This is a genomic window from Mycoplasma sp. 06067-C1-B144P-99-0482-3 (assembly GCF_051053925.1).
Classification (GTDB): domain Bacteria; phylum Bacillota_I; class Bacilli_A; order Mycoplasmatales; family Mycoplasmataceae; genus Mycoplasma; species Mycoplasma leachii.
The window spans coordinates 143200-160387 of record NZ_CP144017.1; the positions used below are offsets into that span (position 1 = coordinate 143200).

A 17188-nucleotide genomic window follows, 5' to 3' on the forward strand; every position below is an offset into this window, starting at 1 on the left:
ATCTAACTCTATTATACTTTTAAAATTAATATTTTTATATTTGTTAAATTCAACATTATTAGTATTGATTTTTAAAATAGTAAAATATTTGATAGGTGCTATGATAAACTATACACAAAAAACGACAATTAAAGGAGTAAAAAATGAACTTTAATAAATTAAATAAAACTTATTTAAGTTGAGTTAATCATCCTAATTTAGATCTAGAGTTAAAAGATCTATTAAATAAAGCAGATGATAACGAACTAAATGCCGCTTTTAATTTAGAATTAAAATTTGGTACAGCAGGAATTAGAGGAATTTTAGGAGCAGGACCTGGTAGATTTAATGTTTATACTATTAAAAAAGTAACTATTGCTTATGTTAAATTATTAAAAACTAAATATACAAATCAATTAGATAAAGGTGTTGCTATTGGTCATGACAATAGACATAACTCTAAAAAGTTTGCTAAATTAGTTGCTGATATTTTAACAAGTTTTAACATTAAAGCCTATTTATTTAAAGATAATCAATTACAACCAACTCCAGTAGTTTCTTTTGCAACTAAGCAGTTAAATTGTATTGGTGGAATTGTAATTACTGCTTCTCATAATCCAGCTGAATATAATGGGTATAAAATATATGATCCATATGGATGTCAATTAATGCCAAATGATACTGATTTGATTGCTAGTGAAATGAATAAAATTTCAAATATTTTAGATTGAACATTTCAAGCTAATGATGATTTATTGCAAGAAGTTGATCAAATTGTAATTGATAAATATTTTGAAATGATTAAAAACTTAGAGTTTTATAAAGATAATAAAACTAGCAAGTCTAATTTAAAAATTATTTATTCAGCAGTAAATGGAACTGGTAGTTTATATACTCCAATTGTTTTAAAACAATCAGGATATCAAGTAATAGAAGTAAAAGAACATGCTTTTGAAGATGAAACTTTTAAAAATGTAATTAATCCTAATCCTGAATTTGATCCAGCATGAAAAATACCTTTGGAATATGCTAAAAAATATGATGCTGATATTATTATTTTAAATGATCCAGATGCTGATAGATTTGGTATGGCTGTTAAGCATAATAATGAATTTATTAAATTAAATGGTAATCAAACTGGAGCTATTTTAATTGATTGAAAACTAAGTAATTTAAAACGTTTAAATAAATTACCAAAAAATCCAGCTTTATATTCTAGTTTTGTAACAAGTGATCTTGGCGATAGAATTGCTAGTGAAACTTATAATGCTAATGTAGTTAAGACTTTAACTGGATTTAAATGAATGGGTCAAGAAATGTTAAAAGAGCCTTTAAATGGTTTAAATTTTGTTTTTGCTTATGAAGAAAGTTATGGTTATGTAATTGATAATTCAACAAGAGATAAAGATGGAATCCAAGCATCAATTATTGCAGCTGAAGCTTGCTGATATTATAAAAATCAAAATATGACTTTAGTTGATTATTTAAATCAGTTATATGAAAAATATGGATATTATTACACAACTACTTATAATTTAAACTTTAAACCTGAAGAAAAAGATTCAAAAATTGCTCCAATTATGAAATTATTAAGAAGTAATGGTATAAAAGAAGTCAATAATTTAAAAGTTATTAAAACTGAAGATTATATTAATGGGTTATACAATATGCCTTCTGAAGACTTTTTAAAATTTTACTTAGAAGATAAATCTTGATTTGCAATTAGACCATCAGGAACTGAACCAAAGTTAAAAATTTATTTTGTAATAGTTGATAGTTCTCTACAAAAAGCAGAAAATAAAGCTGAAAAGATCTATAAAGAATTAAAAGCAATTTTAAATATTTAGAAAGTGAATTTATGGAAATTAAATTAAATAAATATATTGATCACACTTTATTAAAACCAGAAGCAACTAAACAAGATATTATTAATTTATGTAATCAAGCAATACAATATGATTTTGCTACAGTTTGTGTTAATACTTGTTGAACTAGTTTTTGTAAAGAATTATTAAAAAATAGTAATGTAGGTATTACAAATGTTGTTGGTTTTCCATTAGGTGCTTGTCTAACTGAAGTTAAGGTTTTTGAAGTTAAAAAAGCAATTGAAAACGGTTGTGATGAAATTGATATGGTGCTAAACATTGGTGCTTTAAAAGATAAAGATTATGATTTAGTTTTAAATGATATGAAAGAAGTTAAAAAAGCAGCTAATGATCATGTTGTTAAAGTTATTTTAGAAAACTGTTTATTAACAGAACAAGAAATTATTAAAGCTTGTGAATTAGCTGTTCAAGCAGGATTAGAATTTGTTAAAACTTCAACAGGGTTTAATAAATCAGGAGCTAATATTAAAGATGTTAAATTAATGAGTAAAGTTGTTAAAAATAAAGCTCAAGTTAAAGCTGCTGGTGGAGTTAGAACTTATGATGATGCAATTGCAATGATAAATGCTGGAGCAAGTAGACTTGGAACTAGTGGATCTGTTGAAATAATGTTAAAACAAGAAAATAAAAGTAATTATTAATATAAAATAAGCCCCTTATTATTTGATTAAAAATCAAAAAAGGGGCTTTTATTATTGTAATTTTTTTTAATTTGTTTTTAGTTTATCATTAATTTCAACTTCTAGTTTTTTTAGTGTTTCAAATATTTGTTCTATTGATGGAATATTTCCATAAAACATATTTTTCATATCAATATAATCCTTTTTGACTTGCTCTATTCTAAAATCATCTGGTATTAGTTTTAGATTTTTATTTTCTAAAACATCATCATAATTTGCAGATTTTGATCAATAAAATTTCTTTTTAAATTGAGTAGCATCTAAAAGTAAATTTATATCATCAAGAGCTTTTTTCTTATAAATTGAATTATATAAGCAATACAAATCATAATAATGTCTAGCATATCTAGTATTAAGCGGTTTTTCTTCAGACTTATTACATACAGAGTGTAAAATAAGTGTTTTTTCTCAAAAAGTTCTTTCAGGACTAATAGTTCTTATAATAGCAGATTGTTTAAATACATCAGGATATACTTCAGAAATTAAAGGCTTAATTTTTACATCTTCAGCGGGAGTTCACTTACCAAGACAACCTATTTCTAGTTTAATTTTTTTAGATAAATAATCTGATTGAAATATCTTAGGATAGTCACATAAAATACTGTTAGGATCTTCTGGATCAATTCAAAATTCTAAATTATATTCTTTTAATTTTTCATTTAATTCTTTTAAAAGTTCATCTTTTAAAAAGGTCACTACTTTTTCATTTAATTCATTATTAAATTTATTTTGACCCTTTTTTGTTCTTTCTATATATAGTTCATTACTTTCATATCCAAAAAGTTTTCAATCTAATATTAAATCTATATCTTCAGAAAATCTTTCAATTAAATTAAAACATTTAGAAAGTGAAGTTCCACCTTTGAAAGTAAACGAATTAGATCATTTACTTTCACTAAAAATATAATCTAATAAGAAACTAACTCAATAATCTTTTTAAACAACAGCGTTTGGTATTCTTTTTGTATTTGCTGTACATATTATTAAAGCTCTTAACTCTGAATTTGTTTTTACATAAAATTTATTCATATTATTCCTTACAAATTTGTTTGATATAATCAAAAATTCATGTAGTTGTGTATTTTGCTTCTTTTAGTAAGTTTTGTTTTTCAAGTACTGATAAATTATTTCTAATTATTCTAATGTCTTTTTTAGTTAATTTGTCTTTGCCAATTTCTTTAATGGCTTGAATAACAATTTTTGTTGTTCAAGACATATTACAAATTTCTTTATTACTAACTTTTTTAAATTCTATAATTCATCCATCTATGTTATATATTTTGTTTTTACCACTAGAAACAAAAATTATTCTTGCTGGAACTTGCGTTGATAAACCTAATATATTTAAACAGGCAATACCAAAAGGAGCAATTTCTCAATTATATTTTCTAGCAATAGAATATGCTAGTTCTTCAACTTCAAATGGTTCATATTCATGAATAAGTTCAATATAAGTAGGATTATAATAAAAACCATTGATAATTCTTTTGATTTTTTCTTCTTCTACTAGCTTATTTAAAGTTCTACGAACAGTTTCATTAGAAGCTATATCTGAAAAGTCTTGACTAATGAAAATTTTTGCAGGTTCAAAGTGATCAATTCTATTTTGAATTTGTGATAAATATGACATAATTTTTTACTCCTTTATCCCAAAAATTATATCATATTCGGGATAAATTAGAAAAAATAAAAACTAGCACCCTTGATAGTGCTAATTATTTTTTAGATTTTAATTATGATCGATCATTGATTCTAATTCCATTTCTTTTGGAATTTCAATATTCATTAAATCTAAAATAGTTGGAGCAATTTTAGCAATTGCTGGATCATTTTGTTTTAGTTTAATGTTTAGATCAGTAATTATAATTGGAACTAATGAAGTTGTATGTTTTTTATTTACTTGTCCATCTTTATCAATCATTATTTCAGCATTACCATGATCTGCTGTAATTACCATAATTCCATTATGTCTTAAAACAAATTCTTCATGAATACGTTTTAATTGATCATCTAAAGTTTTACATGCAATTTCAGTAGCTTTGTTATTTCCAGTATGACCTACCATGTCACAATTTGCAAAATTTAAAACTATAAAATCAAATTCATCTTTTTTAATTTCTTCTAATAATTTATCTGTAATTTCAACAGCAGACATTTGTGGTTTTAAATCATAAGTTGCAACTTTTGCTGAAGGAATTAAATCAATATAAGCATTAGCTAAACTAATTTCATCATTTTTTGCTAAACCATTTTTAAAATAGTCATTTCCTCCATCAAAAAAGAAAGTAACGTGAGCAATTTTTTCAGTTTCAGCAATTCTTAATTGTTTTAATCCAAGTTGTGATAAATATTGACCTAAAGTATTTGTTAAAGGTTTTGATGGATAAGCAATATGTGGTGAAGTTATACTATCTGAATATTTCATCATAGAAACAAATCTAATTTTATCTCCAATAAACTCAGCATCACTAAATGCTTCATTTTGTCAAGCTATATAGTTTTTATTAGTTAAAATTGATGAAATTTGAATAGCTCTATCTGGACGAAAATTAGTCATAATAATTGCATCATTTGCTTTTAAATTACCATTTAAATCATCTTGATTAAATGCTGGAATAATCATTTCATCATCGTGATTTATCATATATTCTTGTTGTATGTAATCTAATATGTTTGTAAATGATCTAACATTATTTCTATTAACAATAGCATTATAAGCAACACGTGATCTATCAAATCTTTTATCACGATCCATTGCATAATATCTTCCACTAATTGAAGAAATAATTCCAATATTATTATTTTGTTTTATTAATTCTAATAAATCCTTAATAAAATCATAAGCTAATTTTGGTTTAGTGTCTCTTCCATCAGTAATTAAATCAAAATTAATATTTGTAATACCATACACAATTGCTGCTTTATAAATAGCTATCATATGATCAAAATGAGAATGAACACCACCATTTGAAAACAATCCCATTAAATGCAAAGCACTATTATTTTTTTTAACATATTCAAAAGTTTTAACAATTTCATCATTTTTTGCTATGTTATTAGTTTTTGTTTCATGATTTAGTTTTGCTAAAGATTCTAGATTGATTCTTCCAGCTCCTAAATGAATATGTCCAACTTCAGAATTTCCCATTTGATTATCAGGTAGACCTACTCATTTTCCTGAAGCATGAGCTTTTAGTCAAGGATAAGTTTTTTTTAAGTACTCTACAAATACCATATTTGCATTATCAACAGCATTCCCCTTATCAGGTTCACTAATTCCTCAACCATCTAGAATTGCTAGTAAAACTGGTCTTTTTACTTTCATTTTTATTCTCCTAGTATATAGTGTTTAATAAATTCTTCAACTGCACCTTGTTCAGCTGTTTTATCTATATAAATATTTGCTATTTTTTTAATTGGTTCAACTGAGTTTTTAATAGCTACTTTATATCCTACATGATTTATCATTTCTCAATCATTCATTCCATCACCAATTGCTGCAATGTTTTTCAAATCAATATTAAAATAGTTTGAAAATCATTCTACAGCTAATTTTTTATTAACATTTTTTTTATTAATTTCAGCTAGTTTATTATCATTTGTAGCTATGTTAAAATTCAATTCATTAACTAAAATATCATAAAATTCTTTGTTTGCATCAAAACCTAAAAGCTTAAAGAATTTAAAATTAAAATCATCTTTAATATCTTTATATTCAAGAACTTGACCATCAAAAAAAACAGTTTCATCATGATAATCACTTGGATTTCGAGTTCATTTATTAGTTATTACAGTTTTTAAATCATCAACATATCCTCAAATTTTAATACCACTATTTTTATATTTATCACTAGTTACTAAATCAAATACTTTTTTTGCTTGATCTGTACTAATTGGATTTGATAATAAAATTTGATCTTTACTTAAATCATAAATACAAGCTGCATTATACCCAGCAATTAATTGATGATCAACTAACAAACCGTGATGTTTTAAACTATTTAGTTTTGCTAAAACAGGTCGTCCTGTAATAAAAACTACTTTAACTCCTTTATTTATTATTCTTTTTAATGGTTCAATATTTTTTTCTATAATAGAACCCATTTTATAATAACTAGTCCCATCCATATCTAATATTAATAACTTAATTTCTGGTTTATTCATTATAGTTAACTAAACCTAAATAATCACTAGCTAATAAAGAAGCTCCCCCAACTAAAGCCCCATCAATATTTGGCATTTTTAAATATTCTTGAATATTTGATGGTTTAACACTTCCACCATACTGAATAATAATTTGTTCAGCTGTATTTTTATCATAAATTTTTGATAAATTATTTCTGATTTGTTTACATACTTCTTCAGCATCACTACTTGTTGCTGTTTTTCCAGTACCAATTGCTCAAATTGGTTCATAAGCAATAATTGCTTTGATTGCATCTTCTTTTTTAATACCTTCAAACATTATATTAATTTGATTATTTACAAATTCAATAGTTTTTCCACTTTCTTTAGTTTGTAAAGTTTCACCACAACAAATAATTGGAGTTATATTGTTTTCTAATAAAACTTTAGCTTTTTTATTAACATCTAAATCAGTTTCATTAAACATTTCTCTTCTTTCAGAATGTCCAATAATTACATATTCAACTCCGATTTCTTTTAGCATTGTAGTTGAAATTTCTCCAGTATAAGCACCCTTATCTTTATAATGTACGTTTTGAGCAGCTATTTTAACATTTTTTGCAAGTTTTAGTCCAGTTTGTAACATTACATAAGGTACAGCTAATCCAGCTATAATTTTTGAACTATCTATTTTATTATCTACTTGGTTTAAAAAATCTATCAAACTTTCATTAGTCCCATTCATTTTTCAATTACCAAAAATTACCTTTTTTTTCATAATAGATTTACCTTTCAGATTAAATGCCTATATAATTATATATTTTTAAAAACTCAATAAAATAATTATTATAAATAAGCAAATAAAAAAAGCTAATCTAATTAGCTTTTAAATTAGTTAATTTACTTGCTGCATTTTTATCAATAATTATTGTGACATCATTATGTTTTTGTAAAATTGTACAAGGTCATTTTTTTGTAATTTGTCCTTGAATTAAATGATAAATAGCTTCAGATTTATTTATTCCAGTTGCTAGTAATAAAATTTTTTTAGCATTCATTATTGATTGTAAACCCATTGAAATTGCTTGAGTTGGTACTTGATCTATTGAATCAAAAAATCTTGAATTTGCTTTAATAGTTGAATTGGTTAAATCTACAATTTGAGTTAAAGAATCAAAACTTGAATCTGGTTCATTAAATCCAATATGTCCATTAACTCCAAGTCCTAAAAGTTGTAAATCAATACCATTAGCTTTTTTAATTAGTTCATCATAAGCTATTGGGTTATTATAAAAACTTTCATTAGGTATATAACAATTATTTTTATTTATATCAATAAAATTAAATAGTTGTTCGTTCATAAAATAATAATAAGATTGCTTATTATTTTTATCTATATCTTTATATTCATCTAAATTAAAACTAATAACATCTTTAAAGCTAATTTGTTTTTCTTGATACATTTGAATTAGTTTTTTATAAGTATTTATTGGTGTTGAACCAGTTGCTAAACCTAATACACTATTAGGTTTATTTTTGATTTGTTCACTTATGATTTGTGCTGCTTTATTTGCAACTTGTTCTTCATTTTCTAAAACTATTAGTTTCATAATTATTGCTCCAATTACTAGTACAAATATAAAGTAATTATATACTTAATAGTTTTTTAAAATAAAAAAAGTAGTCTTATGACTACTTATAATTTTTGTGTTCAAGTGGTGGTCGTGGACGGAATTGAACCGCCGACACGCAGAGCTTCAGTCTGCTGCTCTACCGACTGAGCTACACGACCATAAAAAATGGCGACCCCAACGGGACTCGAACCCGTGATCTCCTCCGTGACAGGGAGGCGCGATAACCAACTTCGCTATGGGGCCATTGGTTGCGGGGGCAGGACTCGAACCTGCGACCTCCGGGTTATGAGCCCGGCGAGCTACCAACTGCTCTACCCCGCGTTGTTTTTAAATTCTTAATAAATGGCGGAAGATGAGGGATTCGAACCCCCGCTCGGGTTTCCCCGACTCTCGGTTTTCAAGACCGATCCCTTCAGCCGGACTTGGGTAATCTTCCATACTACCATTCTTTCATACTAAAAATATTTTTATTTTAATATGGTGGACCTTATTGGACTTGAACCAATGACCGTCCGGTTATGAGCCGGATGCTCTAACCAACTGAGCTAAAGGTCCATAAATAAATATGGTAGCGGGGGAGAGATTTGAACTCTCGACCTTTCGGGTATGAACCGAACGCTCTAACCAACTGAGCTACCCCGCCAAATATGGTGGACCCTAACGGGATCGAACCGTCGACCCCCTGCGTGCAAGGCAGGTGCTCTCCCAGCTGAGCTAAGGGCCCATTATTATAATGGTCGGGAAGACAGGATTTGAACCTGCGACCCTTCGGTCCCAAACCGAATGCTCTACCAAACTGAGCCACTTCCCGAATACTTGTTATTATGTTTTAAAGATAATAACAATATATTTTCTAAATGGTGCGCCCGGAGGGACTCGAACCCCCAACCTTTTGATCCGTAGTCAAGCGATCTATCCAATTGATCTACGGGCGCATATAAAAATTTATCTATGCTATTATCTTATCATATTAAACGACTTTATTATTATAGATAATATATTATAAATTTACAAGATAAATAAGTAAAAAATGTTGGATTATTAAACAAAATGGTACCAGACCAATTATAAGACCACAGATCTGTGGTCTTATAATTGAACAGGAGGTCTAATGTTTGTTATCCAAGAAAATAAAAAGTTTAATGAAAAAAAGAAACTTATAATAGATACTTTTGAAAAAGAGCCTAACAGAAAGTTGTTATCAATCGCTATACAGTTTCAAAAATCACTTTCTACTGTAAAAAAATATAAAAGTGAATATATTAAATGAAAGAACAAGGAAGCAGAGCTAATTCTTTCACATAAAAACACTAATAATAAAAATGCTCAAAAATATAGTGATGAGATAATACATAATTTAGGTGAAAAATACCAAGAACAAGTAAAAATAACTGGTGGAGATGTAAATAATGCTAGTTGTTCTTATTTAACTTTAGAAAACTATCACAGCACTCTTATGTCAACTAACACTAAAAATAAAATTTCTTATTCAACTTTAAATAGGAGACTAATACAACAAGGTTATGCAAGCCCTTATTGCAAACGTAAAACCAAAAAAGAAGTTAAAAAAATAAGAAGACAACAAGAAGAAGGAAAATTAATTAGGTATAGCAATGAGCTAGTTTTTTATGTGCCTAAAAACGTAGAAAAACACAGACTAGCAGTAGCAAACAATTATAAATTTGGACAGGTAATAGAAGTAGATGGATGTACTCATTATTATTTTCAAAATAACACAATAGCAACATGTGTTATGGCTGTTGATGTTGGAACTAATCAAATACTTGATATGTGTTTTGAAGAATACGAAGAATCTTTAAATTCTTATCAAAAAATTTTTGAAACAATATTTAGAACTTATGGCTATCCTCAAAGAATTATTACTGATAATAGAGCTAATTTTAAAAAAGATGAAAGAAATAACGCTAGAACGCGTTTAGAGCTTGAAAATAGGGGTATAGAGGTGATTTCTTCATCTAATGCTAATGCAAAACCACATGTTGAAAGAATGTGAGATACAGTCCAAAAAAATGCACCTTTCTTCTTTAAACAAAATGATATAAAAACAATTGAACAAGCAAATCAAATAAAACACAAATTAATAGATTTTGTTAATAGTAAATGTAAAAAAAGAAAAAGAGATAATGCATTTAGACAACTAGGTGAAAATGAAGTTGAAAAATTCTTTGACCTACCTATACCTAGAAAATTTGCAAATGGTGTAGCAGAGTATAAAACTAAAATTTATGCTCCATACGATGAATTTGGTAAACGTTTTAGATTTTATAAAAAAGAAAATATTCAACTTGTAATTGGTTCAGATGAACAACTTTACTTTAGAACAGATACTAAACGCTATATTGCAAAGCCATTAGAAATTGGTTCAACTGATTGAGTTGAAGTTGATTTTGTTAGAAGAAAACAATTAGATGAAAGTAGAAAAGAAGATTTAAAAATACTAACAATGATAAACCAAACAAGAAGAATTCATAGTGGATTAGACAAAACACTCTTATACATAAAAAAATACCCCAATGGATTACCTAGTGAGTTAGTTGACGAGATCTCAGGAATCGTATTGAGGGTTAAAAGTGATTGTTCAAGGTTTTCCCATGAACTCAAAGATAAATTAGGCTTGTTAGAATAGATCTATTATTCTCTAATTTCTTTGATAATATAATTATAACTTATAGTACCATTTTGTATAATAACCCACGAAATTTACAAGATAAATAAGTAAAAAATATTAATAATTTTAAAAATATTTTTAAAAACTAATCCTTATATAATAAACTATAAAAAAACTAAATTGAAGATATAAATATTATAATCTTTAATTTAGTTTAAAACATATTGTTTTTATTTTTAGAAAAATAAAAAGTAGAAACTTCTTTTATTTCATTAAAATTATTACTAATAATTTCATCACTAATACCCATTTTATCTAAAGCTAATTTAGTAGCACTATTATCTTTAATAATTTTATTTTCAAACATTAAAATTCTATAAATTGTTTGATAATAATGTTCTTTAAAAGAAAAACAATGATTACATGAATTATAAATTAAAAGCTCATCATCACTATTATAAGTAGATCTATTAATAAATAATCTTAATGAATCTGTATGAGGTGTTATTTGATCATTACACCCATGAATAAATAAAATAGGAGCACTTGCTGGAATCATTTTTTGATTTTCATACATATCAAATAAATTTAATTCTTTTTGATCATGATTTGTAGCTAAATTTTGTAAATCTATTGTTTTATTAATAATTTTTCTAGCTAGTTTTTTATTTATTAAAATATGTAGTCTTTCTTTTCAGTTTTTATATAATAATGATTCAATAGATCCATAAGCTGAATCACTTATAATAAATTTAACATTTGCTTTATCTAATAATTGTTTATGATTAATAGCTACATAATTACATATATAAGCACCCATGCTCATACCAAATAACCCAAGTGTTTCAACTTGATTATTACTAATTAAATAATTAATAGCACCAATTAAGTCTATACTTTCAAATAAACCCATACTAATTACTTCAGTTTGTTCTGAATCACCATGATTTCTAAAATCGAAAGATAATATATTATATCCAAGTTCTATAAAAGCTTTAGTATGAATTAATCCTAAATATTTTTCTCCAGCAAATCAATGTGAACTAATAATTCATTTTTTACTATCTTTATTAGTAATAAATTTAATACCTTTAATTTTTACATTATCACTAGTTAAAAAACTAATATCTTCTATTTTATTATCATCATATAATACTAATTCATCTCTTTTATAATAGTATTTCATGATTTTATTTAATTTGTTAATATCATCAATTTTACTAATATATCCTAGCTTTTTGTTTGACTTTAACACAGTTAAATTACCTGCAAGTCAATAAATAAATCTAAAAGGCTTTTTAGCAGCTTTAAAAATTTTCTTACCTAATTTTTTTTCAAAATCTCTATTGTTTGGTCTTTTCATAGAATTATTTTAGTATCTTTTTTCTTGATTTTATTATTATAGGTCATAAGTTTTTAAAATAACTCTAATTTAGTTCTTGCAAAAAAAAAAAAAAAAAAAAACAATATAATGAATAATTGCAATGCAAAAGATAGATAAGGAATGAATAATTAATGAAAAAATTATTGACAATTTTAACAACTAGTAGTGCTGTATTTTTAATAACAGCAGGAGTTATGTTAACTAATAAAGAGACCAACAAAAGTGATGGTTTAACATTAAATTATAATAATAAAATTACCAAAAAAGAACATACAATAAGAGGTGATGTACTAACTGATATATGTTATTATTGAGATAATGGTCAAGTTAGAATACAACAAATCCCACAATGAGTAAAAACAATAAGTGCTCAACTTCCTGAATTGATAACTAGTTTGAAGGGAGCTTTTCAAGCAAGATTAAATCCTATAATCTGAAAAGTAGAATGAGATACATCAAGAATAACAAATATGAATAGTATATTCTACAATACTACATGATTTAATAATTCTGCTATTCTAAAATGAAACACCTCAAATGTAACTGATATGGGGGAAATGTTTGCTTATTCTAAAAAATTTAATCAAGATTTATCAAGTTGAAACGTTTCAAAAGTCAAAAATTTTAAAAAAATGTTTTATAATGCTAAAAAATATAATAACAATGATAAGCCATTAAAATGAAATGACAAATTAAAAAGCGCTGTAAATATGGAAGATATGTTTCAAGGTGCTTCTAATTTTAAACATAGTTTAAGTGATTGAAAATTAGAAACAGAAGTAAATAATAAAAATTTTGGATTATCAGAGGATAGACATCCTAAATGAAAGGAAAAATTAGTAAAACCTAGTAGTCCAATTAGTTCGTCAAATTCTTTAAGTTCAAATAATATTAATGATAGATCAGATGATAATCAAATAAATAGAAATTCATCTACACCTACAAATTCTAATACTATATCAACTAATCCAAGTAATGACTTATCTTCAAATACAACTAATAATGAAAATATTTCTGAATCATCTATGTCTAATAATATGTTAGAAATTCTAATTAATTCTGAAAACAAGCGAGAAAATCCTAAAAACAATGAAAATATAAATTACAAAATATTACCTAAAGTTGATAAAACTAAGAAGCAGTCAAAGGCTAAAAACGACATTCCTGTTGAAAAAGGTGAATTGCCTAAAGATGAAAATCAAACAACAAAAACTAGCAATGCTATAAAGGATAAGGAAAATAGTTCTATAAAAAGTGATAGCCTTTACAAAATTCCACCAAAACCAAATACTATAATTTCTAAACAAAGTTCAGCTAATGCTGGAATAATTGCAGGATCTGTTTTAGGTAGTTTTACTATTTTAGGAACTACTGCTGGACTTAGTTATTATTATCGTAAAAATCTAAAAAACTTATATTTAAAATCAGCAGATAAACTAAAGCCTTCACTTTTAAAATCAAAAGATAACATAAAAGATTTTTTTGTTAAATCAATAGATAAAACAAAAAATCTTTATTTCAAATCAAAAACTAAAATAAAAGATAAAATAGCAAAAATTAAATCTAAAAAATAAGAAAAATGCAGAACTATCTAATTAAGATAATCTGCATTTTTTATTATTTAATTTTTGATAGTAACTCTTTTTTTGTTCTACTATTTTTTTATTAACCTCACTATTACATGTCATAGCTTTTTAAAATAACTCTAATTTAGTTCTTGCAAAAAAAAAAAAAAAAAAACAATATAATGATTATTGCTATAAATATAAGGAAAGAAAATTAATGAAAAAATTATTGACAATTTTAGCTAATTTTAGCGCAATATTTCTTTTTTCGACAACTATTTTGTTAGTATCTAAATCTAGTGATCAATTTGAATTAATAACTTACAAAAATAGATTTAAGTCTAAAGAACATAAAATATGTAATGGAGTATTAAAAGAAGTTGGATATGATGTTTTATCTAATGGGACTATTAAAATTAAAAGGATCGATTATAGGGTAAAAACAATTGCTGCGCCATTACCAAAGGAGATAACTAGTTTAAATAAAGCATTTCTAGCTAACAATAATATAATAGAATGAGAAATTGGATGAGATACATCAAACATAACAGATATGAGCTATGCTTTTTATAATGCACGTTGAATAAATAGTGAAGAAATATCTAAGTGAAATACTTCTAAAGTTACAAATATGGAAAAAACGTTTGGATTAACAGGTAAGTTTAATCAAGATTTATCAAAATGAGATGTATCAAAAGTAACTAATATGAACAGTATGTTTTATGAAGCAAAAAGCTTTAATCAAGATATTTCAGACTGAAATATAATAAATGTAAGAAATTTTGAACAAATGTTTGAAGGTGCAGAAAATTTCAACAATAATGACAAACCATTAAATTGGGGTGAAAAATTAAAAAGTGCAAACAATATGAAACATATGTTTAAAAACGCTTCTAATTTTAATCATAATTTAAGTGATTGAGTTATGTCTAATGTAGTTGAAAACAAAGATTTCGGTTTAGAAAAAACAAAACAACCTATATGAAAAGTTGAAGAAAAAAAACCTGCTAATGATTCTCTAACTCAACATCAACCAAATAGCTCATCTGATAATTCTTTACCACGAGCAAATTCTGAATCTAGCTCTATTTCTAATACAGAGGCTGAAAGTACATTACCTAAAGTTGATAAAACTAAGAAGCAGTCAGAGGCCAAAAACAAAATTCCTGTTGAAAAAGGTGAATTGCCTAAAGATGAAAATCAAACAACAAAAACTAGCAATGCTATAAAGGATAAGGAAAATAGTTCTATAAAAAGTGATAGCCTTTACAAAATACCATCAGCAAAATCAAGTTCAATAAAGCTAAGCTCTCCTAATGCTGGAATAATTGCAGGATCTGTTTTAGGTAGTTTTACTATTTTAGGAACTACTGCTGGACTTGGCTATTATTATCGTAAAAATCTAAAAAACTTATATTTAAAATCAGCAGATAAACTAAAGCCTTCACTTTTAAAATCAAAAGATAACATAAAAGATTTTTTTGTTAAATCAATAGATAAAACAAAAAATCTTTATTTCAAATCAAAAACTAAAATAAAAGATAAAATAGCAAAAATTAAATCTAAAAAATAAGAAAAATGCAGAACTATCTAATTAAGATAATCTGCATTTTTTATTATTTATCTAAACAACAATTTGTATTAGTTTTATAAGCAATAACTTCAATTTCAATTAAAGCATCTTTTGGAAGAGCAGCTGCTTGAAAAGCACTTCTTGCAGGTTTGTGCTCTTCAAAGAATTCTTCATAAATACTATTTACTAATGAAAAATCATTAATATCTTTTAATAAGACTAAAGTTTTAACTACATCAGTCTTGTCATATCCTGCTTGTTTTAAAATTTCATATATATTGTTTAAACTTCTTTTTGTTTGTAATTCAATATTATTTTCTAAAATCATAGTTTTAGGATCTAATCCTAATTGACCAGATAAATACAAAGTACCATTACAAATTTTAACAGCTTGACTGTATGGGCCTATTGCTTTTGGAGCATTTTCAGTACTAATTATTTTCATTATTACCTCCTAATTTAATTTTAAACAGATTTTTAATTTTTCAACTAATTGTATTAATTCACTTCTAGGACAAGCAATATTTATTCTAAATCAGTCAGTTTCATTTGTATAAAAATCAGAAGCTAAATTAATAATTAGATTTTGGTGTTTTAAATTTTCTTTAAACTGATCAACAGTTATATGATTAAACTTAATTCAAACTAAATAAGTTGCTTTTAGATCTATATAATCTAGTTGTTTATATTTATCTAAAAGATTTTCTTTTAAATATAAATAGTTATTATAAATATATTCTTTAAACTCTTTTACTCAATCTAAAACTTCTTTATTTGTATAAGCACTAATTAAAACTTGTTGATAAAAAGAATTAAATAATCCAAATCCATTAATTAAATATTGTTGTTTAATTTTATCTAGTATATCTGTATTTTTACTAATTAAATAAGAACCTTTTAATCCAGCTAAATTAAACATTTTATTTGGAGAACTAACTACTATAAAATTATTATTTTTAGTTTCAAATTCTAATAAAGAATAAAACTTATCTTTTAAAACAATGTCTCCATGAACTTCATCACTAATAATAACTACATTATACTTATTACAAGTCTCAACGATTTTTAAAAGATCTTGAGCTTTTCAAACTACTCCAGAAGGGTTATGTGGACTACATAAAATAAACATTTTTACATTATGTTTTTTTATTTTATTTTCAAAATCAATAAAATCAATTTCATAATTATGATCTTTATAAACTAATGGATTATTTATTACATTTCTATTATTTGTTTGTATTACATTATAAAAAGGTTTATAAACAGGAGATTGAATTAAGATATTATCATTTACATTAGTAAGCGCTTGAACAGCTTGTATTAAAGCACTAATAGTTCCATGACCTAGAATTATTTGATTAGTATTTAAATCAATATTATGTAATTGTTTATATCAAGTTTGAATAGCATCTAGACTATTTTCAATACTACAAGTGTAACTATAAGATTGTTGTTTAGCGATTTTTTTAATTGTATTTACTATAACTTTTGGAGTTTTAAAATTAGTGTCAGCTATTGAACAGTTTAAAAAATTATCATAATCATCTAATAAATAAAATTGTTTAATATTATCTTTACATCATCTTCTTTCATGAGTTTTTGATCTATTAAAAGGTTTATCAAACTCAGATTTAAACTTATTCATTATTTCACCTCAAATTAATTATAAAAGTTATATTACTTATTAACTCCTTATATTAAGAAACTAAAATTCATCAAGATATTAGAATAAT

14 protein-coding genes and 9 tRNA genes are annotated in these 17188 nt (G+C 25.3%); 5 read left to right on the forward strand and 18 right to left on the reverse strand.

Going from position 1 to position 17188, the window contains the following annotated elements:
- Positions 1 to 143: 143 nt before the first annotated feature.
- Both V2P32_RS00630 and deoC read left to right on the forward strand, forming a co-directional pair.
- A complete protein-coding gene (locus V2P32_RS00630) occupies positions 144 to 1826 on the forward strand; it encodes a phospho-sugar mutase (protein WP_434343675.1) in 1683 nt (560 codons plus the stop codon).
- An 11-nt stretch (positions 1827 to 1837) separates the two neighbouring features.
- A complete protein-coding gene (gene deoC / locus V2P32_RS00635) occupies positions 1838 to 2506 on the forward strand; it encodes a deoxyribose-phosphate aldolase (protein WP_434343676.1) in 669 nt (222 codons plus the stop codon).
- A 66-nt stretch (positions 2507 to 2572) separates the two neighbouring features.
- Here deoC and V2P32_RS00640 read toward each other — a convergent pair whose 3' ends face one another.
- From V2P32_RS00640 to V2P32_RS00710, 15 genes are all read right to left on the reverse strand, one after another.
- Positions 2573 to 3460 (reverse strand): nucleotidyl transferase AbiEii/AbiGii toxin family protein, encoded by an 888-nt coding sequence (locus tag V2P32_RS00640; RefSeq protein ID WP_434343984.1) that lies wholly within the window; start codon positions 3458 to 3460, stop codon positions 2573 to 2575.
- 115 nt (positions 3461 to 3575) lie between these two features.
- Positions 3576 to 4175, reverse strand: coding sequence for a DUF6088 family protein (locus V2P32_RS00645; RefSeq protein ID WP_369024452.1), 600 nt, complete (start codon positions 4173 to 4175; stop codon positions 3576 to 3578).
- A gap of 99 nt (positions 4176 to 4274) precedes the next feature.
- The gene (gpmI, locus tag V2P32_RS00650) at positions 4275 to 5870 is read right to left on the reverse strand and encodes a 2,3-bisphosphoglycerate-independent phosphoglycerate mutase (protein WP_434343677.1); all 1596 of its coding nucleotides are present in this window, start codon (positions 5868 to 5870) and stop codon (positions 4275 to 4277) included.
- Between the two features lie 2 nt (positions 5871 to 5872).
- Complete coding sequence (locus V2P32_RS00655; protein WP_434343678.1) at positions 5873 to 6709, reverse strand: HAD-IIB family hydrolase; 837 nt, start codon at positions 6707 to 6709, stop codon at positions 5873 to 5875.
- Positions 6702 to 7448: a triose-phosphate isomerase gene (tpiA, locus tag V2P32_RS00660; protein ID WP_434343679.1), complete on the reverse strand. Its 747-nt coding sequence runs from the start codon at positions 7446 to 7448 to the stop codon at positions 6702 to 6704. Before tpiA ends, V2P32_RS00655 begins: the two co-directional genes overlap by 8 nt.
- 97 nt (positions 7449 to 7545) lie before the next feature.
- Positions 7546 to 8280 carry a glucosamine-6-phosphate deaminase gene (gene nagB, locus V2P32_RS00665; protein ID WP_434343680.1) on the reverse strand — a complete coding sequence of 245 codons (735 nt, stop codon included), beginning with the start codon at positions 8278 to 8280 and terminating at the stop codon, positions 7546 to 7548.
- A 106-nt stretch (positions 8281 to 8386) separates the two neighbouring features.
- A tRNA-Phe gene (locus tag V2P32_RS00670) sits at positions 8387 to 8462 on the reverse strand.
- Positions 8463 to 8470: 8 nt separating this feature from the next.
- Positions 8471 to 8547 (reverse strand) — tRNA-Asp (locus tag V2P32_RS00675).
- 2 nt (positions 8548 to 8549) lie between these two features.
- Positions 8550 to 8625 (reverse strand) — tRNA-Met (locus V2P32_RS00680).
- A 22-nt stretch (positions 8626 to 8647) separates the two neighbouring features.
- Positions 8648 to 8740, reverse strand: a tRNA-Ser gene (locus tag V2P32_RS00685).
- Between the two features lie 42 nt (positions 8741 to 8782).
- Positions 8783 to 8859 (reverse strand) — tRNA-Ile (locus V2P32_RS00690).
- Positions 8860 to 8870: 11 nt separating this feature from the next.
- Positions 8871 to 8947, reverse strand: a tRNA-Met gene (locus tag V2P32_RS00695).
- Positions 8948 to 8952: 5 nt separating this feature from the next.
- A tRNA-Ala gene (locus V2P32_RS00700) sits at positions 8953 to 9028 on the reverse strand.
- A gap of 10 nt (positions 9029 to 9038) precedes the next feature.
- Positions 9039 to 9115: transfer RNA gene (locus tag V2P32_RS00705), tRNA-Pro, on the reverse strand.
- Positions 9116 to 9162: 47 nt separating this feature from the next.
- Positions 9163 to 9239: transfer RNA gene (locus V2P32_RS00710), tRNA-Arg, on the reverse strand.
- 176 nt (positions 9240 to 9415) lie between these two features.
- Between V2P32_RS00710 and V2P32_RS00715 the strand changes: the two genes are divergently transcribed.
- On the forward strand, positions 9416 to 10951 hold the full coding sequence (locus V2P32_RS00715; protein ID WP_434343361.1) for a hypothetical protein: 1536 nt from the start codon (positions 9416 to 9418) through the stop codon (positions 10949 to 10951).
- A 196-nt stretch (positions 10952 to 11147) separates the two neighbouring features.
- Here V2P32_RS00715 and V2P32_RS00720 read toward each other — a convergent pair whose 3' ends face one another.
- The gene (locus tag V2P32_RS00720; RefSeq protein ID WP_434343681.1) at positions 11148 to 12296 is read right to left on the reverse strand and encodes an alpha/beta hydrolase; all 1149 of its coding nucleotides are present in this window, start codon (positions 12294 to 12296) and stop codon (positions 11148 to 11150) included.
- 152 nt (positions 12297 to 12448) lie between these two features.
- Here V2P32_RS00720 and V2P32_RS00725 point away from each other — a divergent pair, with 152 nt between their 5' ends.
- Together V2P32_RS00725 and V2P32_RS00730 are read left to right on the forward strand one after the other, a co-directional pair.
- Positions 12449 to 13891, forward strand: a complete 1443-nt coding sequence (locus V2P32_RS00725) for a BspA family leucine-rich repeat surface protein (protein WP_434343682.1) — start codon at positions 12449 to 12451, stop codon at positions 13889 to 13891.
- Positions 13892 to 14099: 208 nt separating this feature from the next.
- Positions 14100 to 15455 carry a BspA family leucine-rich repeat surface protein gene (locus V2P32_RS00730; RefSeq protein WP_434343683.1) on the forward strand — a complete coding sequence of 452 codons (1356 nt, stop codon included), beginning with the start codon at positions 14100 to 14102 and terminating at the stop codon, positions 15453 to 15455.
- A gap of 43 nt (positions 15456 to 15498) precedes the next feature.
- Here V2P32_RS00730 and V2P32_RS00735 read toward each other — a convergent pair whose 3' ends face one another.
- Together V2P32_RS00735 and V2P32_RS00740 are read right to left on the reverse strand one after the other, a co-directional pair.
- The gene (locus V2P32_RS00735; protein WP_434343684.1) at positions 15499 to 15900 is read right to left on the reverse strand and encodes a RidA family protein; all 402 of its coding nucleotides are present in this window, start codon (positions 15898 to 15900) and stop codon (positions 15499 to 15501) included.
- 9 nt (positions 15901 to 15909) lie between these two features.
- Positions 15910 to 17100 (reverse strand): MalY/PatB family protein, encoded by a 1191-nt coding sequence (locus V2P32_RS00740; RefSeq protein WP_434343685.1) that lies wholly within the window; start codon positions 17098 to 17100, stop codon positions 15910 to 15912.
- Positions 17101 to 17188 lie beyond the last annotated feature (88 nt).